Origin of the sequence: Corynebacterium aurimucosum, assembly GCF_030408555.1 — a bacterium.
Taxonomy (GTDB): Bacteria; Actinomycetota; Actinomycetes; order Mycobacteriales; family Mycobacteriaceae; genus Corynebacterium; species Corynebacterium aurimucosum.
In genome coordinates this window covers 1457805-1482144 of record NZ_CP047048.1, presented here as the reverse complement: position 1 = coordinate 1482144, position 24340 = coordinate 1457805, and the positions used below count along the sequence as shown (strand labels likewise).

General features: G+C 57.6%; 25 protein-coding genes, 1 tRNA gene and 1 pseudogene. 16 read left to right on the top strand and 11 right to left on the bottom strand.

The window, feature by feature from the left end; translation table 11 throughout:
- Nucleotides 1-8 precede the first annotated feature (8 nt).
- From steA to CAURIM_RS06900, 12 genes and pseudogenes are all read left to right on the top strand, one after another.
- Nucleotides 9-1193, top strand: coding sequence for a putative cytokinetic ring protein SteA (steA, locus tag CAURIM_RS06955; protein WP_070445078.1), 1185 nt, complete (start codon nucleotides 9-11; stop codon nucleotides 1191-1193).
- A complete protein-coding gene (locus CAURIM_RS06950; RefSeq protein ID WP_236659265.1) occupies nucleotides 1190-2152 on the top strand; it encodes a copper transporter in 963 nt (320 codons plus the stop codon). The genes steA and CAURIM_RS06950 overlap by 4 nt, the downstream gene beginning before the upstream one ends.
- A complete protein-coding gene (locus CAURIM_RS06945) occupies nucleotides 2153-2791 on the top strand; it encodes an NUDIX domain-containing protein (protein ID WP_201828165.1) in 639 nt (212 codons plus the stop codon). It begins immediately after the preceding gene.
- Between the two features lie 41 nt (nucleotides 2792-2832).
- Nucleotides 2833-3711: a site-specific tyrosine recombinase XerD gene (gene xerD / locus CAURIM_RS06940; RefSeq protein WP_070730062.1), complete on the top strand. Its 879-nt coding sequence runs from the start codon at nucleotides 2833-2835 to the stop codon at nucleotides 3709-3711.
- A 45-nt stretch (nucleotides 3712-3756) separates the two neighbouring features.
- Nucleotides 3757-4872: a hypothetical protein gene (locus CAURIM_RS06935; protein WP_201828167.1), complete on the top strand. Its 1116-nt coding sequence runs from the start codon at nucleotides 3757-3759 to the stop codon at nucleotides 4870-4872.
- Nucleotides 4873-5036: 164 nt separating this feature from the next.
- Nucleotides 5037-5915, top strand: coding sequence for a ParA family protein (locus CAURIM_RS06930; protein ID WP_201828169.1), 879 nt, complete (start codon nucleotides 5037-5039; stop codon nucleotides 5913-5915).
- Nucleotides 5916-5924: 9 nt separating this feature from the next.
- Nucleotides 5925-6722 (top strand): segregation and condensation protein A, encoded by a 798-nt coding sequence (locus CAURIM_RS06925; RefSeq protein WP_070445094.1) that lies wholly within the window; start codon nucleotides 5925-5927, stop codon nucleotides 6720-6722.
- 16 nt (nucleotides 6723-6738) lie between these two features.
- Nucleotides 6739-7353, top strand: a complete 615-nt coding sequence (gene scpB, locus CAURIM_RS06920; protein ID WP_070711842.1) for an SMC-Scp complex subunit ScpB — start codon at nucleotides 6739-6741, stop codon at nucleotides 7351-7353.
- 87 nt (nucleotides 7354-7440) lie between these two features.
- Nucleotides 7441-8358, top strand: coding sequence for a pseudouridine synthase (locus tag CAURIM_RS06915; RefSeq protein ID WP_201828171.1), 918 nt, complete (start codon nucleotides 7441-7443; stop codon nucleotides 8356-8358).
- A complete protein-coding gene (gene cmk / locus CAURIM_RS06910; protein ID WP_070445103.1) occupies nucleotides 8358-9068 on the top strand; it encodes a (d)CMP kinase in 711 nt (236 codons plus the stop codon). Before CAURIM_RS06915 ends, cmk begins: the two co-directional genes overlap by 1 nt.
- A complete protein-coding gene (der, locus tag CAURIM_RS06905) occupies nucleotides 9061-10689 on the top strand; it encodes a ribosome biogenesis GTPase Der (protein WP_201828173.1) in 1629 nt (542 codons plus the stop codon). Before cmk ends, der begins: the two co-directional genes overlap by 8 nt.
- An 85-nt stretch (nucleotides 10690-10774) precedes the next feature.
- Nucleotides 10775-11305 (top strand): annotated as a pseudogene (locus CAURIM_RS06900) (anaerobic C4-dicarboxylate transporter family protein); the annotation flags it as partial.
- Nucleotides 11306-11312: 7 nt separating this feature from the next.
- Here CAURIM_RS06900 and CAURIM_RS06895 read toward each other — a convergent pair.
- The 6 genes from CAURIM_RS06895 to CAURIM_RS06870 all read right to left on the bottom strand — a co-directional run bounded on the left by CAURIM_RS06895 (nucleotide 11313) and on the right by CAURIM_RS06870 (nucleotide 15725).
- On the bottom strand, nucleotides 11313-11921 hold the full coding sequence (locus tag CAURIM_RS06895; RefSeq protein WP_070445109.1) for a response regulator transcription factor: 609 nt from the start codon (nucleotides 11919-11921) through the stop codon (nucleotides 11313-11315).
- Nucleotides 11918-12580: a sensor histidine kinase gene (locus CAURIM_RS06890; RefSeq protein WP_236659266.1), complete on the bottom strand. Its 663-nt coding sequence runs from the start codon at nucleotides 12578-12580 to the stop codon at nucleotides 11918-11920. The genes CAURIM_RS06895 and CAURIM_RS06890 overlap by 4 nt, the downstream gene beginning before the upstream one ends.
- Nucleotides 12581-12592: 12 nt before the next feature.
- The gene (locus CAURIM_RS06885; protein ID WP_236659267.1) at nucleotides 12593-13033 is read right to left on the bottom strand and encodes a hypothetical protein; all 441 of its coding nucleotides are present in this window, start codon (nucleotides 13031-13033) and stop codon (nucleotides 12593-12595) included.
- A complete protein-coding gene (locus CAURIM_RS06880; protein ID WP_144657482.1) occupies nucleotides 13030-13824 on the bottom strand; it encodes an ABC transporter permease in 795 nt (264 codons plus the stop codon). The genes CAURIM_RS06885 and CAURIM_RS06880 overlap by 4 nt, the downstream gene beginning before the upstream one ends.
- Nucleotides 13825-13837: 13 nt before the next feature.
- Nucleotides 13838-14776, bottom strand: coding sequence for an ABC transporter ATP-binding protein (locus tag CAURIM_RS06875; RefSeq protein WP_070644628.1), 939 nt, complete (start codon nucleotides 14774-14776; stop codon nucleotides 13838-13840).
- A 106-nt stretch (nucleotides 14777-14882) separates the two neighbouring features.
- Complete coding sequence (locus tag CAURIM_RS06870; protein WP_070717254.1) at nucleotides 14883-15725, bottom strand: class I SAM-dependent methyltransferase; 843 nt, start codon at nucleotides 15723-15725, stop codon at nucleotides 14883-14885.
- An 82-nt stretch (nucleotides 15726-15807) separates the two neighbouring features.
- On the opposite strand from CAURIM_RS06870, the gene CAURIM_RS06865 reads away from it, so the two are divergent.
- Complete coding sequence (locus tag CAURIM_RS06865) at nucleotides 15808-16818, top strand: CE1 family esterase (RefSeq protein WP_236659268.1); 1011 nt, start codon at nucleotides 15808-15810, stop codon at nucleotides 16816-16818.
- Nucleotides 16819-16840: 22 nt separating this feature from the next.
- Here CAURIM_RS06865 and CAURIM_RS06860 read toward each other — a convergent pair whose 3' ends face one another.
- Nucleotides 16841-18136, bottom strand: a complete 1296-nt coding sequence (locus CAURIM_RS06860; protein ID WP_371441030.1) for a site-specific DNA-methyltransferase — start codon at nucleotides 18134-18136, stop codon at nucleotides 16841-16843.
- Between the two features lie 478 nt (nucleotides 18137-18614).
- Between CAURIM_RS06860 and CAURIM_RS06855 the strand changes: the two genes are divergently transcribed.
- The 3 genes from CAURIM_RS06855 to CAURIM_RS06845 all read left to right on the top strand — a co-directional run bounded on the left by CAURIM_RS06855 (nucleotide 18615) and on the right by CAURIM_RS06845 (nucleotide 20471).
- Entirely contained in the window at nucleotides 18615-18821 is a 207-nt protein-coding gene (locus tag CAURIM_RS06855) for an antitoxin (protein WP_070445127.1), read from the top strand.
- A gap of 233 nt (nucleotides 18822-19054) precedes the next feature.
- Entirely contained in the window at nucleotides 19055-19621 is a 567-nt protein-coding gene (locus CAURIM_RS06850) for a TetR/AcrR family transcriptional regulator (protein WP_236659269.1), read from the top strand.
- Nucleotides 19575-20471, top strand: a complete 897-nt coding sequence (locus tag CAURIM_RS06845) for a hypothetical protein (RefSeq protein WP_253587832.1) — start codon at nucleotides 19575-19577, stop codon at nucleotides 20469-20471. The genes CAURIM_RS06850 and CAURIM_RS06845 overlap by 47 nt, the downstream gene beginning before the upstream one ends.
- Nucleotides 20472-20692: 221 nt before the next feature.
- On the opposite strand, the gene CAURIM_RS06840 is transcribed toward CAURIM_RS06845, so the two are convergent.
- From CAURIM_RS06840 to CAURIM_RS06825, 4 genes are all read right to left on the bottom strand, one after another.
- The gene (locus CAURIM_RS06840; protein ID WP_070445130.1) at nucleotides 20693-22300 is read right to left on the bottom strand and encodes a cation:proton antiporter family protein; all 1608 of its coding nucleotides are present in this window, start codon (nucleotides 22298-22300) and stop codon (nucleotides 20693-20695) included.
- A 218-nt stretch (nucleotides 22301-22518) separates the two neighbouring features.
- A tRNA-Pro gene (locus CAURIM_RS06835) sits at nucleotides 22519-22592 on the bottom strand.
- An 87-nt stretch (nucleotides 22593-22679) separates the two neighbouring features.
- The gene (locus tag CAURIM_RS06830; protein ID WP_070730043.1) at nucleotides 22680-23078 is read right to left on the bottom strand and encodes a YchJ family protein; all 399 of its coding nucleotides are present in this window, start codon (nucleotides 23076-23078) and stop codon (nucleotides 22680-22682) included.
- A 7-nt stretch (nucleotides 23079-23085) separates the two neighbouring features.
- Nucleotides 23086-24264, bottom strand: a complete 1179-nt coding sequence (locus tag CAURIM_RS06825) for a bifunctional alpha/beta hydrolase/OsmC family protein (protein ID WP_201828175.1) — start codon at nucleotides 24262-24264, stop codon at nucleotides 23086-23088.
- Between the last annotated feature and the right edge of the window lie 76 nt (nucleotides 24265-24340).

Below are 24340 nucleotides of genomic sequence, written 5' to 3'. Positions count from 1 at the left end.
TGTCAGGCATGAGTCTGTTTTCCCGTAACACCGATCTGCCTGGAGAACACGGCGCGCTGCGTGATTGCACCCCGGGTGGCAAGGGCATGAAGAAGTTTAGCGCCGGTGACTTCGCCGTCATCAACGCCGCCAATATTTCCCGCCAAGAGGCCCAGACCCTCGTGGACATGAAGCCGGCCGCCGTTATCAACGTCGCCGAGTTTTCCACTGGTTCTATCCCGAACTATGGCCCGCATATGCTTCTCGACGCCGATGTCACCCTCGTTGAAGGCGTCGGTCAAGACTTCGTGAGTAACTTCAAGGATGGAAAGAAGGCTCGACTTACTGAGGACGGAGCGATTTATTCTGGCGATACCCAGTTGTCCTCCGGAACGGTAGTTACTCGTGACCGGGCGGAGAAGAATTTCGCTTCTGCTCAACAGGAACTCATCGATCACATGGAGGCATATTTCGGCAACTCCATCGAGTTCATTCACTCCGAGGGCCCGCTGCTCATCGACGGCCTAGGCGTACCCGATGCGGGTTCCGACATGGCTGGCCGTAAAGTACTCGTGGTCTCGCCCTCCGAGGAACACCGTAAGAAGCTAACACTTCTGCGTAATTTCATCCGCGAGTATGAACCCATCATCATCGGCGTGGATTCTGCAGCCGATACGTTGGTAGAGCTGGGCTACCAGCCTCACTTCATCGTGGGAAATCCCTCCGAGGTGAGCTCGGAAACCTTGCGCAGCGGCGCCCAGGTCATTCTTCCCGCTGAGCCAGACGGAACCGCTGAAGGGCTCGAGCGCATTCAGGATCTGGGGATCGGGGCGATGACTTTCCCAGCAGCTACGGACTCAGCCACCGACCTTGCCCTTCTGTTAGCGGACTACCACGAAGCCCAGATGATTGTGCAGGTAGGGGGAGCTCTCGACCTCGATGACATCTTCGCCAATGAGCCGAATGCTACGCCGGCAGCCTTGCTGTGCCACATGAAGGCAGGAACGCGCCTCGTGGATGCGGACGCTGTTATTAACCTCTATACTGCGCCGAATTCCGGCGCTATGGGGTGGCTGTGGGCGCTGCTCGGCATTCTCGTGGCGCTTGCTGTGGTTATTCTGATCGTCGGCTTGGGTGGCGATGAATCCTTCCTCCAGAACTTGATCGATACCTGGAATAACTTCGCACTGAGCGTGCAGGGGTGGTTCAAATGATGATGTCTCCTAAATCCCTCGTCGTTGCCGGGCTCGGTTTCGGCGCAGCACTAGGCATTGCACTTGGCACATTGGTGATTGCCCCCAACATGGATTCTGCCCCTGGCCCCGGCGGTGAATCCACAGATGAGGTGCGGGAAAAGTACAGCGAGCTGGTACTGGACAATAAAATTGCAGAGGCTCAGCTGGACTCTGCGGATTCCGTCATGGGCGAACTCGGCCGTTTCGTAGTCGATGGAACCCTAGTCCAGCGCCCCGTCATGGTGCTGAGCATGCCCGATGCTGATGATGCCGATGTTAAGGCTGTGAAGGATCTGCTGGGCTCGGCGGATTCCACCGATGCCGGAAGCATCAAGCTGACCGATAAATTCCTTGCCCAAGATTCGGCAGACAAGCTCCTGTCCCTCGTCACCTCTACCTTGCCGGCCGGCGCGAAGCTCGACAAAAAGAAAGTCGACGCCGGTACTCATTCCGGCCAAGCTCTCGCCGCGGGCCTGCTGATGGATGCTAAAACCACCCAGCCTCTTGCCAGCGTTGAGGACCGGGCCACCTTGCTTCGTGCCTTGCGCGATGCCGGCTATATCGACTACAAAGACGGGACTATTCTTCCAGCCCAAGCAGTCGTTGTCGTGGGCGGCGGCTTGGTCCCAGGGGATGATGAGGACAGCCCTGCCAAGAAGTACGCTATCGATACCACCGTCAAATTCCTCGAAGGTTTTGATTCCGTAGACACCGCTATGGTCTATGCCGGTCGCGTGCAATCTGCCGGCGATGATGGAGTATTGGATAAGCTGCGTGCCGCCAAGACAGGAATCAGCACTGTGGATTCTATCGATCACCCAGTGTCCCAGATGGCGACAGTCCTGGCGGTGAAGGAACAGCTGGATGGCGGTAAGGGCGTCTACGGTTCTGCGGCGAATGCTGAAGGCGCAGCTCCGGCACTACCGAAGGACCTCTAGATGACCCACGATTTTCGCACGGTAGGTAGCGAGATGCTTGTCGACGCCCCCATCATCGCCGTACGTCGCGATGACGTCATCATGCCAGGGGAGGTCGTAGCGCAACGCGAGATTGTAGAGCACCTCGGCGCTGTCGCCGTTGTGGCCTTGGATGAGAACAACCGGGTCGCCATGGTGCAGCAGTACCGCCATAGCGTCGCCAAGCGCCTGTGGGAGCTACCAGCCGGATTGCTCGACGTCAAGGATGAAGATGAGCTCAGCGGCGCGCAACGCGAACTCCAGGAGGAGGCCGGGTTAGCCGCCGAGGAATGGGCAGTGTTGACCGATCTGGTGACCTCCCCGGGCTTCTGTGAGGAAGCCGTGCGCGTCTTCTTAGCGCGTGGCCTGTCCCCCGTGGAGAAGCTCGCAGCCGAAGGCGATGAAGAAGCCGACATGGATTTCGCCTGGGTGCCCCTCGCAGAGGCCGTCGAGCGAATCCTCGCGGGGGAGATCGTGAACTCGATTGCGGTGGCGGGAATTCTCGCAGCTTATGCCTGCGTGCAAGAGGGACGCACAGCGCGCTCGGTCGAAGCGCCCTTCGAGCTGCGCCCGCAATCCCTAGCGCAACGGCGCCCCGGACCGGATCTGAAGAAGCTGTGACGCAGTCAAGCCCCGCCGCAGCTGCTGGACAAGCGTGGTTGATGCACCTCATGGTGGAAAAAGGTGCCTCAAAGAATACGGTGAGCAACTACCGCCGAGATATCAATCGCTACGTTGATTGGCTCGCGGAATCCGGCATCACGGATCTGCGCCGGGTGACCCGCGCGCACGTGGAAAACTACCTCGTTTTTCTCCGAGAATCTTTGGCGCAGTCCTCTGCTAGCCGCGCACTGATTGTGGCGCGCGGCTTGCACAAGTTTGCGCTAGCGGAGGGGATGATTGAGGAGAATGTGGCTGCGGAAGTGACCCCGCCCAAGCGGGCGCAAGCGTTGCCAGAGACACTCAGCGTGCACGACGTCGAGGCTCTTCTCAACGCTATCCCCACCAATGAATCCGCAACACCCATTGATATTCGGGATCGCGCCCTTTTGGAAATGCTGTATGGAACGGGCGCCCGTATTTCCGAAGTGATTTCGCTGAGTGTGGATGATGTGACGGGTGAGGGACCGACGTCGGTGCGCGATATTCTCCTGCTGAGCGGCAAGGGCGATAAGCAGCGCCTGGTTCCGCTGGGCTCGCATGCGGTGAAAGCGGTGGAGAACTACCTGGTGCGTGCCCGACCGGTTTTGGCTACGGGGGCCTCCCACGCCTTATTCCTCAACACTCGGGGAAGGGCTTTGTCACGGCAAAGCGCCTGGGCCGCGATCAAGACCGCAGCGCAGCGCGCACACTTGAGCACTAAAATTTCTCCGCACACTTTGCGGCATTCCTTTGCTACCCACCTGCTAGAAGGCGGGGCGGATGTACGTACCGTGCAGGAGCTCTTGGGACATTCTTCCGTGACGACAACACAGATTTACACGCACGTGACCGCGGATTCGCTCCGCGAAGTATGGCGCACTGCGCACCCACGTGCCTAAAGGCACCTAGAATCATCACGACGTCTACCAATGAAAAGGATTCTTATGGCTTCAACCGCATCTTTCTCCCGAGCTTATCGCGGGATGGCTCTGGCCTTCGCGATCACCGTAGCCCCGCTGTCCGGTATCGTCGCCGGCCCCGTGAGCGGGAAGGGTGGAATAACTGGGATTGGGTCGGCGGTTGCGCACGCGCAAGATGCCACCATCCCGGTGCCGGCTGGTCAGACGACAACCGTCTCCTTGCCTGTGCCTGTCGATGTCAACGTGGCCTCCGATGGGTGGAATGTGAGCGCTTCTGGTGGTACGGCAACGGTGACCGCGCCGGCAGCTGGAGGACAAATCAGTGTTCCGGTTACCTACCAGGGCGTGACCATGACTATCGTGCTCGTGGCAGATGCTGAGGTAACTGCCGAGGAACTCAATGACGCGGCTGAAAGTGGTGATCCGGACAGCCTCGGAGGGGGACAGCAGAACCCAGGTGGTGCGGATAGTCTTGGGGATAACGGAGATCCACAGGGTGTCACAGGCGGAGATGAAAAAGAAGGCGGAAATGCTCCTGCCACCGGCGGCTCGGCACCTGCCACGGATGGCGGTGGAAAAGGCCAAGCGCGTCCTCCGCGCACTGGCCGCGGCTGGGAGGGTGTCGATGATTCCCACGCGGCTTATGTCAACCTGGAATCCACGATCGACGGACAGACAATTACCGCCAAGCTTGGCTTCAAGCAGGCTCTAGATCTGTACAACCGCTTCAAGCATCTCGAGGATGACGGCGTCACGCTGCGCTACCTCAATGCGGAGGGCGAGTTTGTGGAAGGCGTGAAGCGCGAGATTGATAAAGGCTCGCGCACAATGACGTTGACCTATCCAGAAGGTACGGAGCCTGACAATCCTTTCATCATGCAGTTCTTTAATAAGGACACTCAGTCCGCGGAGCTGGTAGTGACGCTTACGGATCCGACTCGTGAGAACGCTGGTGAGGTACCGCCGGAGCAGCAGCTCGATTCTGATGGCGCTAACGAGTCTGACAGCGAGGATCAGAATAGCTCGAAAGTGGGAGCTGGCGCTCTCGCAGCGGGCATTGTGGGCATCGGGATCATCGCTCTCATCGTCGGGTTTGTCGTGAAGAGGCGCCGTTCGACATCGAAGGAAGAGCTTTCTTAATCTAGGCTGCAGGGTTTATTCTGTGGTTTGTGCTAGCTATAATCGCGGCGCGGGCACCCAAGGGGTACCCTATAATCACAAAGATGTAAGAATGTAGCGCCGGTCGGGGCTGCAGTGTCGAAGCGGAAAGGCCGCAGAGAGGCCGTAAGGTCAAGGAAGCAGGTGTGACTGTGAGCGACGAGGGACTGTTTGAGGCCTCAGAAGCACAGGTCGGGTTGACCGGCCGCCCACTGCGGGAGCTTCCGGAACCAGAGCCGTTGGAAAAGCATGGTCCCGCGACGATTATCTCCATGTGCAACCAGAAGGGTGGCGTGGGAAAGACCACGTCCACCATTAACATGGGCGCATGTTTGGCGGAGCTCGGGCGTAAAGTCCTCCTCGTTGACTTGGATCCTCAGGGTGCTCTTTCGGCTGGTCTAGGCCTGACTCACGACCAGATCCAGGACACCATCTATGACGTCATGCTTGACAGCGAGGTCTCGGTGCACTCGGCGATTGTGCATACCGGTGTGGCTGGGCTCGACCTTGTTCCAGCCAACATCGACTTGTCCGCCGCGGAGATCCAGATGGTCAACGAGGTAGGCCGCGAGCACACTCTGGCCCGCGCGCTGCGCCCTGTGCGCAAGGACTATGACTTCATCATCATTGACTGTCAGCCCTCCCTGGGCCTGCTGACCGTCAACGCCTTGGCCTGTTCGCAGGGCGTCATCATTCCTATGGAATGTGAGTTCTTCTCCCTGCGTGGTCTCGCCTTGTTGACCGATACTGTGGAGAAGGTGGCTGACCGAATCAATTTTGACCTCGAGATCATGGGCATTCTGGTCACCATGTTTGATCGCCGCACCCGTCACGCGCGCGAGGTCATGGACCGTGTGGTGGAGTACTTCGGTGACAAGGTGTTCGATACGGTGATTACCCGCACCGTGCGTTTCCCTGAGACATCTGTCGCCGGCGAGCCCATTACTACGTGGGCCCCGAGCTCCCAGGCGGCCAAGCAGTACCGCGACCTAGCTAAAGAGGTCATTGAGCGGGCTAACGGCTAGCCGCCTACTATGACCCAACCGGAGATCACCGGCTTTCGCATCGCGCTGGGCAACTTCGAGGGCCCTTTTGATCTGCTGCTCCAGCTGATTCAGGCAAAGAAGCTGGACGTTACGGAAGTGGCGCTGTCTGAAGTTACTGACGAATTCGTGGCTTATACACGTGCACTGGGAGAAACTGCGGACTTGGATGAGACTACGGAGTTCCTCCTTATCGCCGCCACACTCCTGGACCTGAAGGCGGCGCGTTTGTTACCGCGCGGCGAGGTTGATGACTTGGAGGACCTAGAGCTTTTGGAGACCCGCGATCTTCTTTTCGCGCGTCTGCTTCAGTATAAGGCCTATAAACAAGTCGCCGACCAGTTCGCGCAGTGGCAACGTGCTGCCCAGCGGCGCTATCCGCGGGCGGTGGCCATGGAGGAACGCTTTAGTGATCTCCTCCCGCCGGTGAAGCTTGGGCACACTCCAGCGAGCTTCGCAGAGCTGGCCGCAGGTGTTTTCCGGCCTAAACCGCCGGAGGAGGTCGCGACGGGGCACATCCACCAAGTTGCCGTTTCCGTGCCGGAGCAGGCCGGAAAGATCCTCACTACGCTCAAGCTGCTGGGTACGGGGCAGTGGATGAGCTTCGATGCCTTAACGAGGGACTGTACTGTCTCTATGGAAATCGTCGGCCGCTTCCTGGCGTTGCTGGAGCTATATAAAGCCAAGGCGGTGGATGCTTCCCAGCCGGAATCTTTGGGGCCGCTCGAACTATCGTGGACTGGACTCGACGTAGATCCGGCCGTAGTCGCAGCAGCGAACTGGGATTAAGGTACGCTACCGAGACATGGACGACACGTCATCTCCGGCACCTAGCGAAGCGGCCACCTCCAGCGGACAGGGAGCTTTGCCCCTCATCCCGCAGCTGCGCTCACGCCTCGAGTCGATACTCCTCGTCGTCGACTCGCCTGCAAGCGTGGAAGAGCTGGCCCGCGTGTTGGACGCGGAGCCCACTGTTGTCAGCGATACCTTGCGGGCTGTGGAACGAGAATTGGCCGAGCGTGGTTCCGGAATCGACCTGCGCGAGACACCTGAGGGGTGGCGCTTCTATACGCGTAAAGAGAACGCAGATGCCGTCGAGCAGTTTGTTCTCGATGGCACCCAAACCAAACTCTCCCGCGCCGCCCTGGAAACCTTGGCGGTCATTGCATACCGCCAGCCGGTAACCCGAGCTCAAGTCGCAGGTGTTCGCGGCGTTAACGTTGATGGAGTTGTCCGGACGCTCTTGTTGCGTGGACTTATTCGGGAGATAGAAAGCCCTGAGCCCTCTGTGGGACATGCGCACCAGTATGAAACCACTGAGCTTTTCCTCGAGCTACTCGGCATTGATTCTCTTGAGCGCCTTCCGGATCTTGCTCCGCTGTTGCCAGACATCGAGCAGATCGAGGAGGACTACTCATAAGGGCATACTCTGCGGTAAGATTGCGGCCGGACAGAGGCGTGTTTTCGCGCCCAGCAAATTGAAGAACTATTGAGAGGACACACTCCCGTGACTCCACCCGCTCGCCGCGACGGCACACCGGAAAAGAAAAAGCGTGACAGCGACATGATCGTCTCGAACGCTAAGCCGGCTCGCCACCAGCATGTAAAGAAGAAGGCCACCGCAGATTCCGTCGCGCGAGACCTAGGCGCGGATTGGCTGGTAGGCGCCAACAGCAAGAAGAATTCCCAGAATCAGGGCGAACGCCTCCAAAAGGTGTTGGCCAAGGCCGGCGTTGCTTCGCGCCGCCACGCTGAGATCCTGATCGATGAGGGCCGAGTCGAAGTTAACGGCCAGGTCATCATCAAGCAGGGCACCCGTGTGAACCCCAACAAGGACGTCATCCGAGTTGATGGCACCCGCATCAACGTCAACGAAGAGACACAGTACTTCGTGCTCAACAAGCCCCGCGGGATGCAGTCCACCATGTCGGATGACATGGGCCGGCCTTGTGTGGGTGATGTCGTGGCTGACCGCGTCGTGGCAGGTCAACGCCTATTCCACGTCGGGCGTCTCGATGCTGACACCGAGGGCCTACTTTTACTGACTAATGATGGCGAGCTTGCTAACCGCCTCATGCACCCTAAGTACGAGGTTTCTAAGACTTACCTGGCTACCGTGCTGGGGGAGGCCGATAAGAAGTTGGTTCGCCAACTGCGTGAGGGCATCGAATTGGAAGATGGCCTGGCACAGGCAGACTATGTGCAAATCGTGGACAAGAACCAGGGCTATTCGCTGGTGCGTGTCGAATTGCACGAGGGGCGCAAGCACATCGTTCGCCGCATGCTGAAGGGAGCCGGCTACCCAGTTCAGCGCCTCGTGCGCACCAAGCTTCACACAGTACAGCTGGGCGATATGAAGCCTGGCTCCCTGCGTGCTCTTAACTCCAATGAATTGACCAGCCTGTACAAGGCGGTGGGGATGTAATGATTTCAAATATGCCCGATCAAGGCCTCATCTTGGCTGTTGACGGCCCCTCTGGGACCGGTAAGTCCACGACGTGCCGTGCGCTGGCCAAGCGGCTTGAGGCGAAGTATGTCGACACTGGGGCCATGTACCGCGTAGCTACTCTGGCTGTACTGCGCGCAGGGGTGGACCCGGCAGATACTGAAGCGGTGATTGCCGCGACTGCAGACCTTCCCCTTGAGGTCTCCGATGACCCTGATTCCACCCAGGTTATCTTCGATGGTGAAGACGTTTCCCGCGTTATCCGTGAGGATGAGGTCACCCGCAATGTCTCGGCGGTATCGGCAATCCCGGAAGTACGTCAGAACCTTGTTGAACTGCAACGGAAGCTGTCGGCACAGGCCCACCGCGCGATTGTGGAAGGACGTGACATCGGCACTGTCGTTCTCGCGGATGCCCCCGCGAAGGCGTATATGACGGCCAGTGCCGAGGTCCGCGCGCAGCGCCGCCACGACCAGAACCTCGCCGCCGGCATTGAATCGGATTTTGACACCGTGCTTGCCGACGTCGAACGGCGCGACGCCGCAGATTCCTCCCGCGCCACCTCGCCGTTGCGCCCGGCTGAGGACGCGGTGCTCGTCGATACGTCCGAGATGACCCGTGAGGAAGTCCTCGACGCACTCATCGCCGTCGTGAAAGAATCTGCTGCAAAGGAGGCCTCGAATGACTAATGAACCGCAGAATCCGGACCTGAATCCCGAGCAGCAGCCGGAAGAATTCGAGACGGAGTTTCATTACCCGGTAGGCAAGCTCGAGGAAGAGGTCGTGCGCGATCCGCACGGCGGCTGGGCGCAAAAAGATTTCGATTCCGAGGACTTCGATTATGAGTTTGACGAGTCAGAATTCGATGATTCGGAATTCGGCGAGGCTGATTTCGGTGAGCAAGACGAACCGACCGAAGGTGATGCCCCACTGAGCGAGGAGGAATGGGAAGCTCTATCTCATGCCTTCGGAGTAGGCGAGGAGCACACTGAGGAAAACCTCTGCACTGTGGCCGTGGTCGGCCGCCCGAACGTGGGCAAGTCTTCCCTGGTGAACCGATTCCTTGGCCGCCGTGAAGCAGTGGTGGAAGACCATCCTGGTGTGACCCGTGACCGTGTGTCCTACGTGGCGGACTGGAATGGCCAGCGCTTCTTCGTTCAGGACACCGGTGGTTGGGATCCGAATGTCAAGGGCATCCACGCTGCCATCGCCCGCCAAGCAGAGCAGGCTATGGAGACCGCCGATGTCATCGTGTTCGTGGTGGACACCAAGGTGGGCATCACGGAAACCGATGCTGTGATGGCTCGAAAGCTGCAGCGCTCCGAAGTTCCGGTCATTCTCGTCTCGAACAAGTTTGATTCGGAGACGATGTACGCAGATATGGCCGAGTTCTACGCGCTGGGCTTGGGAGATCCGTGGCCGGTATCCGCCCAGCACGGCCGGGGTGGCGCCGACGTCTTGGATGAGATTCTGCGTTTGTTCCCCGAGGAACCGCGCCATTCTTCGATTACTTCTGGGCCCCGCCGCGTAGCGCTGGTGGGCAAGCCAAATGTGGGTAAGTCCTCGCTTCTGAATAAGCTGACGGCGGAGGAGCGCTCCGTCGTGGACAATGCTGCCGGCACGACTGTCGACCCGGTCGACTCCTTGGTGCAGCTGGATCAGCGGCTATGGAAGTTCATCGACACTGCGGGCCTGCGCAAGAAGGTCAAGAATGCGCAGGGGCACGAGTATTACGCTTCGCTGCGCACGCGCGGCGTGATCGACGCGGCCGAGGTGTGCATCATGCTTATCGATGCCTCCCAGGAAGTCTCCGAGCAAGACCAACGCGTTCTCAATATGATTTTGGAAGCCGGTAAGGCTCTGGTTATTGCCTTCAATAAGTGGGACCTTGTGGATGAGGATCGCCGCTACTACTTGGAGCGCGAGATCGATGAGAACCTGCGGCACCTGCCGTGGGTGACCCGCGTGAATATCTCGGCGGAGACCGGCCGCGCCCTGCAGAAGCTGGAACCCGCCATGATCGAGGCTCTCGAGAGCTGGGATCAGCGCGTGTCGACTGGTCAGCTCAACAACTGGATGCGCGAGGCAATCGCCGCCAACCCGCCGCCGATGAACAATAACCGCCTCCCGCGCGTGCTGTTCGCTACCCAGGCATCCACGCAGCCGCCGACCATCGTGTTGTTTACCACCGGCTTCCTGGATGCGGGCTACCGCCGTTACTTGGAGCGCAAGTTCCGCGAGCGCTTCGGATTCCATGGCTCGCCTGTGCGCATCGCGGTGCGCGTGCGCGAGCGCCGTCAACGCCGATGAGATGTCTGGTTAGTTGACTTTCTGATTGCTGTTGGGGCGGTGCGGCTCTCTTAACAGTATGGCCGTTACGCTGGCATTATACCCAATGAACCTGGTCATCCAGATGAATATGCTGGTGGCCGGCGCCATCATTTTGCTGAGCTGCAAGGTGGAACCGGCGAAGATCGCCTCAACTCCTGTCTTTAAAGCTGGTATGACCGCAGTGTTCTCAGTCTTCGGCGTGGCCTGGATGGCAGACACCTTGTTCCAAGCCCACATCGATGCCCTGGAATCCAACCTTGGCAGCGTCGTCGAAGCCGCTCCATGGGCCTACGCTGTCGTCTTGGTTATCGTGTCTAAGCTGGTCAATTCCCAGGCTGCGGCACTCGTAGCTATTGCTCCCATCGGGCTCCAGCTAGGCATTGACCCAGCGGTCATCGTGGGCTTCTACGGTGCTGCTTACGGCTACTTCATTCTGCCGACGTACCCCTCCGATTTGGCCTGCATTGGCTTCGACCGAACCGGTACGACACACATCGGCAAATTCGTCATCAACCACTCGTTCATCATCCCCGGCGCTATTTCTGTCGTTACCTCCTGTGTAGTCGGTTCGGTGCTCGCGCAGATCCTGCTCTAAGTCCCTCCTAAATCCAGCCATTAGCTTCGGCTCGCCGTGCGGCTTCGAAGCGATTTGCTGCCCGCGTCTTCGCCATAATTGCGGAGACGTGGTTGCGCACGGTCCCGCCGCTGAGGTGAAGCTGTGAAGCGATGTCGGCGGAGCCGAGCCCACGCAGCAGTAGGCGACAGACCTCTACTTCTCTTTCGCTCAAAGGATTGTCGGGGGAGAAGAGAATATCTTGAGCAAGCTGCGGATCGATGACTCGCATACCGGAATGGACTCGGCGGATGGCATCAGCGAGTTCGTCGGGCGGGGTGTCTTTGACCAGAAAGCCATCGACACCTGCCTGGAGCGCACGCTTGACGTAACCAGAGCGCCCGAATGTGGTGACGATAAGGCTGCGGCAGCCAGTATCTGCGATAGTTTGTGCCGCATCGATGCCGTTCATGCCGGGCATTTCAATATCCAGTAGAGCCACGTCAACGCTGTGCTTAGCGACGAGTGCAGCGACCTCTGTCCCGGAAGCGCAGTCCGCTACGACTTCTATGTCCGGTTCGGTGTTGAGCAGTGCAGTGAGCGCTCCGCGGACCAGTGACTGGTCTTCGGCGATAAGAACTCGGATCGAAACTGTCATGGCTGCTGAAACTCCTTTACCTCGGTGGTGTTTTCAAGAGTCAAGAGGACAGAGGTTAAGCCGTCGCTACGCCGGATTATGAGGTCGCCGCCCGCGTCGTCAGCACGGCGGCGAAGGCCAGCAAGGCCTGTGAGGCCGGCGGCAAGCGCCTGCTTAGCGTCCTCCGTGAAGCCGCCGCCGTTATCCGTCACTTGCAAGGAGTTTTCGTCTAGGGTTACCCAGCACTCCGTGGCACCAGAATGCCGCACCACATTGGTGGTGAGTTCCCGCAGTGCCCAGGAGAAAAGATCCTCATGTGACTGGGGCTGCGTAAATGTATCGGGAAGGTGGGTTGTGATTCCGGCAGTGTCCAAGATGCGGCGGGCCGCCTGGATCTCACCGGCAAAAGTGGGGTTCTTCATCCGTGTAACTGTCGAGCGGACCTCTGCAAGGGACAGCCTTGAAAGAGCGCTAATTTCCTCGAGCTCGGCGGCTGCTGTCGACGGATCATGGTCGATCAGGCGGCGGGCTACTTCTGACTTGAGATTAATAGCCGTGAGGGTATGACCGAGGAGATCGTGAATATCTGCGGCGATGTCTTCACGTTGTTGAGCTAAATCCAAGTCGTGGCGCAAGGCGGTTTCAGTGTCATCGCGCTGGGACAAAGTGCCCAGCGTCAAGATGAGCAGCGGCTACCCGAAGAGGATGAGTGCGAAATCGATAAAGCGCTGCTCCGCGTAAAACCAAAGAGGGATACCAACTACGGCACCGGTCAGGGCAATGATGGTGGACGCTGTTTTGAGCGGTTGTGTGAAGGACACTAAGGCCCCAAGGTAGGGCGCGAAGACCACAGCCCAGACACCGTGAGATGGAATAGCTAAAAGCGCTAGCAGTGCGAGGATGAGCCACCACGTAGCTACGCGACGCTGGTAGGACCACTCCTGTGGGTAGGAGTGCAACGTTCCGAAAGCAAGAGAATAGGCCACGCAGAAGACGACGGTGATTGCCACTGCCCAGAAACGCCGTCCTGCAGAAGTAGTGGGTTGGAAGAGGATTTGCAGCAGTACAGGAAGGAGAAATATCAGCCAGACTGCGGCGAAGGCGGCATCGCGGGCCTTGAAGCTGTGCATCATGCTCGGTCTTTGTCGCGGCTGCGAAGAAGTAAGCACGTCCCGACGAAAACCACTGTCCATACCGCGATACTAACCCATGCGTACCAGAGAGGATCTTTGATAAAAAGCTGATGGCCATTGATCATTTGAGCTCCTTCAGACAGCGGCCAACGAGCAAGAGCTTGTGCGCCGTACATGGGGGAGAAGCGTCCTACGTCAAGAAGGTTTTCCTTGAGCGGCATGAAGACGTTTCCGGCAAAGGCTAGGATGACTATGCTAGAGGAAGCAATGGACACACTGTTTTCCGATGGAATGAGCATGGCCCAAGCCATGCCGTAGAAGCCGAAGGGGATGGCGCAGGCTACGGTAGCAAGAAAAGCCAGCACCCACTGTTCCAGCTGCATGTTGGCTTTGGTCAGCGCCCCAGTGATGAAAACGGCGACGATAGGCAAGATAGCTCGAACCGCAATGTTGAGGAAGTGAGCGATTCCCAGCTGGACAGGCTGCAGGGGAGTAAGAGCCAATTGCCGGCCCCACCCCGCGCGGTTCTCTGCGATCATTGAGCCAGCAGCGCCTACAGCACCTGTGGCACCGGCATAGAGCGCCATGCCGATCATGACCATGGCAGCAACGTTTCCGCCGTTGAACTCAACGTCGCCATATTCTTGCATCGCGCCGAAGAGAATGTAGAAGATGATCGGTAGCCCAATACTAAAGAAGAGCGTTGGTAGGTCGCGGCGCAATCGCTTGAGGTCGTGACCGGCGTACCGTAGCGTGGCGGCAAGGTTGGGTGATGCCATGCGTGTGCTCATGGTGGTTGTCTCCTTAAAGATTGGCGGTAGTCGGGGATGCGTTGGAAAGCTCCAAGAAGGAATCCTCCAAGCTATGGCCAGCGATGGTGATATCGCGAGCTGCAGTTTTAGTGAGCAGGAAGCGGGCCACAGCGTCAGAGTCCCGTGTAGTGATGGTGAGGCCAGTTTTGGTGCGTTCTAGGCGGACAACTCCCGGAAGATCAGCACTCAAGAGGGAATCAGGCAGCCCATCGGGAAAGGTGGCGCGAATAATCCGGGTGGAGTTAGATTTGCGGATCTCCTCCGTGGAGCCGTCGGCTTGAACCTCGCCCTTGTTGAGCATTACGATGCGCTGGGCAAAAGAATCTGCTTCCTCAAGGTAATGAGTAGTAAGGACGATGGTCCGGCCGGATTCAGCCTCGTGGTGCATGGCCTCCCAGAAGTGACGCCGAGCCGCGGCATCCATGCCGGCCGTGGGTTCGTCGAGAAGCAACAGCTCCGGATCCCCCAACAGCGCTAAGCCGAACCGCACACGCTGTTGCTCGCCGCCGGAGCATTTCCCCACCCGGCGCGAGAGAATATCGCCTAAGTTCGCGCGCTCAATAATGTCCTTTAATGGGCGGTGGGATGGGAAAGCCGCGCCAAGGAGCTCGAGGGTTTCCTTCACCGTGATATCTGGGAGTAAGCCGCCGGATTGCATGACCGCGCCGATGCGTCCAGTCTTCGCTGCTTCCTTTGGCGAGGTGCCGAGCACGTTAATTGTCCCTGAAGTTGGACTCGTGAGCCCAAGGATGAGGTCAATGAGCGTGGTCTTGCCAGCGCCATTCGTACCCAGCAAACCGACGATTTCACCCCGTTGAATGGTGAGGGAGACATCGTGAAGCGCTGGAACAGGTTCTCGGGAGGATGCGTTGAAGACTTTGCCGACGCCCCTGACATCTACGGCCGGCGGGAGTGTAGGTGTTGTGCTCATATCTTCACGCTATGGCTGTGAAGTATTTGCAGCGTAGAAGAGGTGTCACCAATCGGTGATGACAGTTGTCATGGCTGCCGAAGGCCCGCTCCTGGCCATGGCGGAACTACTCGCCATGGCGGCCCAACAAGAATGCATCCGTACGGTACGGGATGCTCAGCGCTTGTCCGGGGCTAAACCCCATGTGCTCGTAGAGGTACCAGTTGAGGTTGTGCGTCATGCGTTCATGGATTTTCGCTCCATTGCGAAGCCAGTATGAGCGAGTATGCATGAGTGCATGCAGATCTTCGGGGCACAGCTCGTGTTCCCACGTTAAGCGAAGCTCCTCACGGAGCGTCCACGGATCGCTCAAAGCGGGATAGAAACCGGGACGGTGGATATCACCTGAATGCATGATGCGGGAGAGCCGGAGGATCCATGGGTCAGCGTGAACGTCTAGAGTATTCCACACCAAAAGCACTTTTCCCCCTGGGCGGAGCACTCGGTCAAATTCCGCACAAGCTCGATCGACATCGACCCAGTGCCAGGTTTGAGCACAGGTGATGGCGTCGAGGGAGGCGGTATCCGCAGCTGTGTTCTCAGCGGTGGCGCGCCAGCAGGGAATCCCCAGGCGTGCCAATACTCGTGCCATATCAGGGGAAGGATCGCTGGCGTAGACGACAGGATTGTGCAGTGACTCGGTCAGTTTGCCGGTTCCTGCCCCAACGTCGAGGACGGTGTGTGCAGAGGAAATAAGTTGCGATACTTCCGGCGGATATCCAGGACGAGCATCGTGGTAGACGTCGGCTCCTTGTTGGAAAGCTCGGGCAGAATGCACCCGCTGTTGAGCAGTGCCGAAGTTAGGAGATTCTTTTCCGGATGCGTGCCGGTAGCTGGGGTAATGCTCGGGTAGTGGGTGCGGAGAGGGTACGCCCAAGGAATCGGATGGGTCGGAAGGCAAAGAGCTCATGATGCCCTCAAACTTACCGTGGTGCTGCAGGTTCGTGGATGTTGGTGGGATGTTTTAAGGTGGACGAGGATATTTTCCGATAATGAATGTGGCGAGGGGAATGATGGGCGAAGATTCCGCAACGCGGCTGCGCCGGTTGCGTGCGCTCGCTGGGTCTGTCGCCGTCGCGGCAACTGTCATGGCGTTGGCGTCGTGCAGCTCGCCTGAAGAGGAAGCACCTACGTCAACCTCCCCAGCAGAGTGGACAAATGATCTCGGTATCCCACTAGCTCCTATGCTGGTCGGCCCGGAGCCTGGACACACGAAGAAAGTTCGGTTGGCCTCTGGTCGGAGCTTCCTTCTCCATGTGCCTGAAAACTACACGCCTGAGCGTTCCTGGCCGGTGCTGCTATCTTTCCACGGGTATACAGATTCTCCGGAGAATATGGAGCAGTACACCCAATTCAATGCCGCTCACGCCATCGTTGCCTACCCAGCGGGGGAGAAGGCCGCGTGGGCGCCAGCCCCCTACGCTGCTACTAGCGCTGAAGAAGACCTAGAATTCGTTCGCTCTCTCGTGGATAGTCTGCGTTCTACTTACGAGGTGGACGATAACGCCATCTATGCCGCAGGTCTGTCCAACGGCGGGGGGTTCGCAGCCTTCCTGGCCTGCCGGATGCCGGGCACCTTTCGATCTGTAGCGACAGTTTCGGCGGCATATTACGAAGGAATCCATACGAATTGTTTGGATAAACCTGTCGGCCGTTTGGATATCCACGGTACAAAAGATCCCGTAGTTAATTACGAAGGCGGAGTGCGCCACGATACTGCCTATTCTTCAGTAGCAGAGGTGCTCGGGCAGGATCAGCGGCGCAATGACTGTCGAGGGGACGTCGATTCCGTGCGCCTGACAAACGGTGCCACTAGAGAGACCTGGACTGCCTGTGAAGCACCGCTACAGCACATCCGCATCGAAGGCGGATCTCACGTATGGCCGGGCGGAAACAATGACACGAAAATCGAAGTCGGACAAGGATTCGCCACCGATGCAGTACTGGATTTCTTTGGCATCCCCGGGCGCCCAGAAGGCACCGAAGAGCACGGCGTGGCCTAGGGGGCGTTACTGCGCGGTTTTGCTAGTCCAGGGTGAAGTGGTCAAAGGGCACATCGAGTGAGCGAACTCGTGCGAGACAGATATCTGCAACCGTGTCGAAGCCTGCTTGGCGCGCCGCACTGGAGGCCTCTGTGGGGGCGGGAATCTGCACCAAATGGAAAGAGCGATGGCCACCGTCCTCGCGGTTGAGCTCGACGACGGCTTGAGCGGTTGTCCCCGAGCCAGCGAAAAAATCAAGGACTACCGCGTCTGGCCCACCGGCGATGGCAATGAGGTGCTTGAGAAGCCGTACGGGTTTAGGGAAGTCGAAGACACCTGTGATGCCGAGAGCTTCTTCGGCATCGCGACGGCCTGTGCGTGTGACTCCGAATCGCTGCCCATCCAGGATGGAACGAGGTCGTGCACCCTTCTTTTCATAGTTTTTGGTGTAGACAAAACCACGCCTGAACACCAATTCTTCGTAGTGTTCAGCAACCTTGTCCTTGCCCCATCGCCAGCGAGCTACCTTTGATTTTCCTTCTGGTTGATGGGGCCAGTACTCGCGGCCGTCGGGGGCGACGATGGGGAAGTCCAGACTGGGTAGGTAGCCCAAAGTTTTAGAGTCCAATCGGACTAAGGAGTAGTTGCCCTTCTCGTCACTGTGGTTGTAGCGGGTCGAGGTCTGCGCCTCTACATCCACATTGAACCCAGGATTTGCTGGGGACTTGGCGTAACACAAGATGTATTCATGTTCTAGTACAGCATACTTCGAGTCATTCTTGCCAGTCCCGCCCTTCTTCCAAATGAGTTGGCCAGCAAAGCAATCTTCACCAAAAACTTCATTCAGAAGGAGGCGTAGATGGGCCGATTCTGATTCGCCGATTGACACGAGGATGAAGCCTGCGTCAGCAAGCACCTCACGCGCCAGGATTAAGCGCGGCAGCATCATGGAAAGCCATTCTGCATGCCACTGCCCAAAATGCTCTGAGCGCATATCGCGGCGCTGTCGGAAGTTGTCACGATAGACAAAGTCTTTACCAGTGTTGTACGGCGGATCGATGTAGATGATGTCCGCGCGCATACCCCGCTCAATAAAGTCATTCAGTGCAGCTAGATTATCTGCCACACTAACACTGTTAGGGGAAGAACCCCGGCCGCTGATGAGCTTTCGCTTGCTCACAGAGTCTTCTTTGGCCAGCGCAGCAGCTTGTTCCTTGCCCGGCCATACAAGCCCAAAAACCGACCCCACATCGGTGGAAGCGCGCTCTACGGGGGATGGTGCGGTGACGCGAGGGCGCGTGGCAGGAAGGCAATCAGGGGAGGAATGAGACGAAGACATCGTGGCGATTAGTGTGTTGGTTATAGAGATTAAGGACCAAGGGGGCGTTGAACATCGGGCCCTTTACTCGTTTCCCGCGGCAAAGAGTGAAAAGAGCACAAAAGGATTGTGTCTTAGAGTACAGGCGTTCACAAATGAGAGGGTGATGGCACGTACCAAGTTGTTGAACGAAAAGGGGTAGATGGTGGGGGTGGGGCATTATAGAGATACTTAAAACTCTTAGAATCTAGTTTTCCAAAACTGCCATGCGCTGTTGACAGCGTTAATTTATAAACGCTGTGGCGAAGAACTCAGGGCGTCGGTACGGTGGGGGTGTGTCGGCGCGCACGCCGAAGGCAGCGACCGTAGAGCATCTGTTCGTTGCGTGGGGAGTCTAAGGAGGCTTCACGCAATAGTGAACACGGCTCTGGTGTAGGTGCCTTCGGGTGTTGGAAGCCAGCACTGTTAGAAACAGTAAAGCAAAGGAAGGACTGTAGAAATGGGTATTTTTGACAAGGCAAAGGATGCGCTGAACACCGATAAGGGTGAGCAGATTTCGGATAGCGCACTGGACAAGGGTGCAGACTTGGCTAAGGGAAAGCTGGGCGAGGACAAGGCAGATAAGATTGACTCTGTGCGTGACCAGCTTGATGAGCGTATCGGCAACCAGGGTGCTGAGGCTCCCGAGGGCGATGAGCAGAAGTAAAGACTAGCCGCCTCTCCGGCATGGTAGCCTTGGGCGACTAGGGCATGCCCAGTAGTCTAAAAAGTCCTGTCCACAAAGTGGGCAGGACTGTATAAGTTTTACACTAATGTATAGTTCAACCTGTTTTGGTTCAGTTGCGGACTGATGCGGCCAGGAAGGAAACTGAGAATATTCTATAAAGTTTCCTATCTTGCGTTTATGGAATTAAAATTGACCTATTCCTGGGTAGGCTAATGACCGTGATTACTTCAGTAGATGTGGAACACGGTAACCGCCCCTCTCGGCAGCTACTTATTGAGCAAGCCGGCCGGGTCATTGCCAAGGCGGGTATTGATGAAGTCCGCCTGCGGGAGGTTGCAGATCAAGTCGATGTGCCTTTTGGGGAAGCACGGGCACTGTTTGCATCTGAGGCTGAGCTTGTTGAAGCTACTAAGCATTCGCTCAATGAAGCATTGACCTCAGTAGTTGATTTACATCTAGAACGCTTACCTGAAAACGCAACTGCAGTGGACAAGCTCCGGGCCACAGCTCTGTCGTATTTCTCTTTTGCGGTTGAGGATCCTTCCGCCTTCGCAGCATTTACTGCGGTCCACGCAACGCCGCAGGTGGGGCTGAAGGCGGAAGATTTTGGTGACCGAGGCGGGCGCGCCGAGACGTGCCCTATAATGCGGATGCTTTTTGAGCTGACTGAAGACGCTATAAGGGAATCTGGCGGCCGAGAGGTCGATGCAAAGGGGGACTCTGCTTTCAGCGTTGTCTATCTTCTCGCATTTGCACGGCGTAACGCAGCTCGCTGCTGAAGGAATCTTGCGCTACCTTTCGCCAGCAGCCAAGAAGCAGACGTTTAGTGCTGTTATGGATACTCTCAGCGTTGGTCTTTACCCGTTTTTTAGAGGTGAGCGAATTGAACGCACCATTCCTTATGGATTGGTGGGGGAGCAGCCGGAAGCGCTTTTGACAAAGGCTAAGGATCTTCCACGCACGACAGAAGAAGAGCAGCGTTCAGCGCTGCTTCGGGGTGCTGTCGAGGAGATTCTTGATCGTGGTGTAACCGGACTGTACATCGGCGGAGCTGCGAATCGAGCAGGCCTCAGCGTTCAAGAGGCTGAACACCTGTTTGAAAGTGATAAGGAACTAGCTAACTATCTTGAGCGCTATCTGGACAAGATCAACTATGAGTTCATTTACCGTCAGGTGGCTGCATTGCCTGAAGATGCTAGTGCCGTATCCAAGATTAAGGCCACAGGTTATGGGTATGTCTCACATGCCCTGTATGACCCACAAGGTTTCGAGACGCTGATCAAGATTGCATCTGGGCCAATCGTCCCCATGTCATTCGAAGATAATTTCCTCCCGAATGCAAACAAAGCGGTCGAGCTCGAGCGCGACTTTAGCGAGTTTGGACGAGCTTTTGGCTTCATTATGTCTCTTGTGCGCGAGGTTATCGATGAGGTTGATGGACCACGCACCCCGTGGGTGCTTTTCACCCTAGTTATTTCGGTATGGGCGGGTGCTCATGGTCTTTCCATGTTGAGCACAAAGGGGCCATTGCGTGGTTATGACTCGGACTTCATTTTTGAAGTCCTCAGTCAGTATATGGATATCGAATTTGGCGGCATCATGCGAAGCCTTAGCGGTATGGCAAACTAGTTTCGCTCTCGTGACGGTGCGGCGTGCCTAGTTGGCCGCAACAGTTATCACGGCTAATCTCCACTTCCTTAAGGGGAAGCGGAGATTTTTCTTCTTAGTTCTTCCGTGTGAAGTTACTTTGTGGCGGGTGAGATATGCGTATTTTCTAGGTGCATTTGTGTAGCTCGTGGAGGAGAAAGCCCGCCGGGGTGGGAAGGCGCCGCTCCGATGCCGTCGTAGACCTAGAGCTCACCAGCCAGGCGCAGGCGCCGCATCTGGTTTTCGGTGAAGGTCCGTTCGGCCAGTGATTCGCCTGCACCGTCCTGCAGATGCACCACGACGTTAAGCCCGAGTTCCTCGAGGTCTTCTACGTCCTCGCGGTACATTGCCACCGAGCTAATGGTGCATTCCTCGGGGTTGATATCGGAGGCGAAGATCTCCTTGACTGCGTCGACGTTCGCGTGCTGGGCGGGCATAGCAAGCATGATCATGTCAATGTGGTGACTGTCCTTGACACGCTCCCAGAAGTCGACATCGGTGGCATCGCCTTCCACGACATTGAAGCCGCGCTCTTGGAGGTGGCGCACCCGGGCTGGATCATGCTCCACGCCTAAGACTTTCGCGCCATAGACCTCTGTGAGCTCCTTGTAACAGGAAAGTCCTAGGCGGCCGACCCCAAGGACCAATGCATGGGCATCCCCCAGCTCGATCGGACGATCTTCCGGGTGAATCTTGTGCGGTGGGCGCGTAGGTAAGCGTTTGGCCACGTGCGTGGCCCGCGAGACGCTCTGTGGGTTGAAAATGGCGGAGATGACGAAGCTCAAGGATACTGCGAGAACCAATGAAAGTAGCCAGCGCTGATTCAGCCAGCCGTCTTCCACCCCGAGGGCAGCAATGATTAACGCGAATTCGGAATAATTGGCCAGGAGCAAAGACGCGAGGACGGAAGTACGGTTGCGCAGCCCTAGTGTCCACAGGATGGCCCAGTAGGCGATTCCCTGGACAGGCAAAAGCATTAGGAGCAGGCTGGCGTCAAGGAGGTGCTGCCACGTCGGGAGGCCCAGGAAGCCGATGTTGACGAAGAAGCCAACCAGCAGCAATTCTTTGAGTGTGAACAGTGAATGGCTGAGTTGTTCCGCCCCAGGGGAGCGAGAGAGAACCACGCCCATGATGAGAGCCCCCAGACTGCCCGAGAGTCCGACCCATTCGAAAAGAGCATAACCAGGCAGAAGGGCCATCACGATGCCGAATAGTGCGCCCAGCTCACCGTGGCCGAGCTTGTACCAGCGGCGCGTTGTCAATGCCAGTAGCGGCACGATGAGTACAAGCAAGAGGGCAGTCAAGCTGGGCGGCTCCCCGCGGAGAATGCTCATGAAGGCAACAGCGATGATGTCCTGCATAATGAGTACGCCAATACAGATATTTCCGTACAGGGCTTGTTCATCGCCGCGGTCCTGCAGGATTTTTAAGACCACGATGGTGCTTGAGAAGCTCAGTACCAGGGCGATGTTGACAGCTACCGAAAAGCTCGTAGGCCCAAATACACCAAGAGCCCCGAGTGCTGTAATGAAGCCCGCTCCGAGCAGAGTCATCACGAGTACATGTGCGCTGGCTGTCAGCCACACAGCTTTATCAGTTAAGGCCCTGAGATCGAGGCGTAACCCGATTGCGAAAAGCATGAGAGTAACGCCAATGTCCGCGAATAGATTTAATGCTTCGACATGCTCGACTCCGCCGGCGTTGAGCGCAAAGCCAGCGGCGAGAAATCCAATAAGTGGAGGCAGGCGCACTGCCCACGCGATGAGGCCGCAGCCAAACACCACAGCGAGGTAGGTCAACAACAATTCCATGAATTGTAATAGTGCCTCAACCCAGGTTATAGCCCTAGTTAGAAACGCTCTTTAGCCCATGAGGGGGAGAAACATAGGGGCAGCGCTGCTTGGCGACGACACATTAGGCACTTTGAAGTTCTGAGTTACGGTGGACTAGCCGGCTAGTCCACCTCAGGATGGGAAAGGAAAACGTGAGAAAAGGCTGACCAGAATCGCTCTGACCAGCCGTAATACTGTCGGACTAACAGGATTTGAACCTGCGACCCCTACACCCCCAGTGTAGTGCGCTACCAAACTGCGCCATAGTCCGCCGTCGCACTATTTCGTGCAACTGCTACAGATTACACCAGCGGTATTCGCTTCGACAAATCCCAGCTCAACCTCTGTTTTAAAGGCTCTAAAACTCTCCGGTGGAATAGACCCACTGCCCGCCTTGGCGGCGAAAAGAGGAGCGCTCCCGTTGAGAGCCCTTGGCAGCTCCCTTATAGAAAGCCTCGAATTCAACGATGCCGGTCTGGTCCAAGGGGCCGCCCGCGACGGTGTCGATAATGTCGAGGCGATAAAAGCGAATGCCGGTTTCGGCGAGGTCGAGGCGCTCCGGGCGGGTTTCGGGGTCCCAGGTGCGCAGCAAATAATCCTCGTCGCCGGTGACGAAAGCGCTGAAACGCGAGCGCATCAGGGCCTCCGCTGAGGGGGCGGGTGTGCCGGTATGGTAGCGCGAGCAGCACTCGCCGAAGCTTAGGCCGGTACCGCAGGGGCAGCGGGCGCCAGGATCAAGTGGGTTAAGAACAACCATGGGCGGCTTATTCTGCAGTGGTTGCCACGGCGGTGGCGATGTCCACAGCGAGGAGGGAGTCGATGGTGGTGGAAGCGGCGGCGTCGGCAAGCGCGCGTTGTTGATCGGCACTCAGAGAGCCAGGAAGCGTCACCATACGTGTGAAACGAGATTCGGATTCTTGGCTAACCCTGACAGATACCGCTTCGAGCACCTTCGCGTCCATTTTCTGCGCCTTGCCCGCTTCTTTGATGGCCTGAGTGCTTGCCGTAGCCACAGCGGACATAAGAAGGCCTTCCGCGGTGAAACCTTGGCCTTTGCCGCCGTTCTTTTTCGTGCGGTCAGCGCTCACCGATCGGTCATTGTGGCGCACGACGACGCCCATCCTGGTTCCAACTGCCGGGATTGCAAGCGCTGAGTCCTCAGCAACTGGGGTGGGAATGTTCTCCGGAACAATGAACTGCTCCGCCCACGCCCCGATGAGGTCGGCGGCACGGGCTGCCGCGCCCTGCTTAGTCACCAGGTGATCGGCCTTATCCAAGGCGACGAGGGACTTGGGATAGCGCGTGGTCCGGAAAATATTTTGCGCGTTATCAATGCCCACCGTTTGATCAATGGGGGAATGTAGCACCATGAGGGGCTTGCGCAGGCGCGGAAGATAGTCCTCCGGGTTGGTCTCAGCAAGGTCTTCGAGGAAGAGGCGCGAAATGGTCAGTGCCCGGCCTCCAAGGGTGACCTCGACTTCACCGTTGGCGTCGACCTCGCCGATCTTGTCGGCGTAGTGCAGCACGGAGTGTGCAGGATCGAAGGGGGCGCCGATGGTGGCCACGGCCTTGAGGGAGCGAATGTTGTTGGCCGCGGCCAGAGCGGCAGCCCCGCCCAGTGAATGGCCCATGAGTAGCTGCGGTGCGGAATAGTTCTGTGCTAGCCAGTCAGCGGCAGCCTGGATATCTGCAACATTCTGGCTGAAACATGTGTCCGCAAAATTTCCTTCGGATTGGCCTAGGCCAGGAAAATCAAAGCGCAGGGTAGCGATGCCAAAGTTAGTCAGCTGTTTGCTCACGCGGGCAGCGCCCGGGGTATGGCGCGAGCCGGCAAAGCAGTGCGCGAAGATGGCGAAGGCTTGCGGAGGGGAGTCAGGGAAGTCGATGGTTCCGGCCATCGTGGTACCGGTGCTGGAGGGGAGCGACACGTTCACGGATTGCATGACCATAAGGATATAAGGGCGAACGCACGCCTGCGAACCGGGGTTGACTAGAGTCGATAGAAGACCTGTATGACGC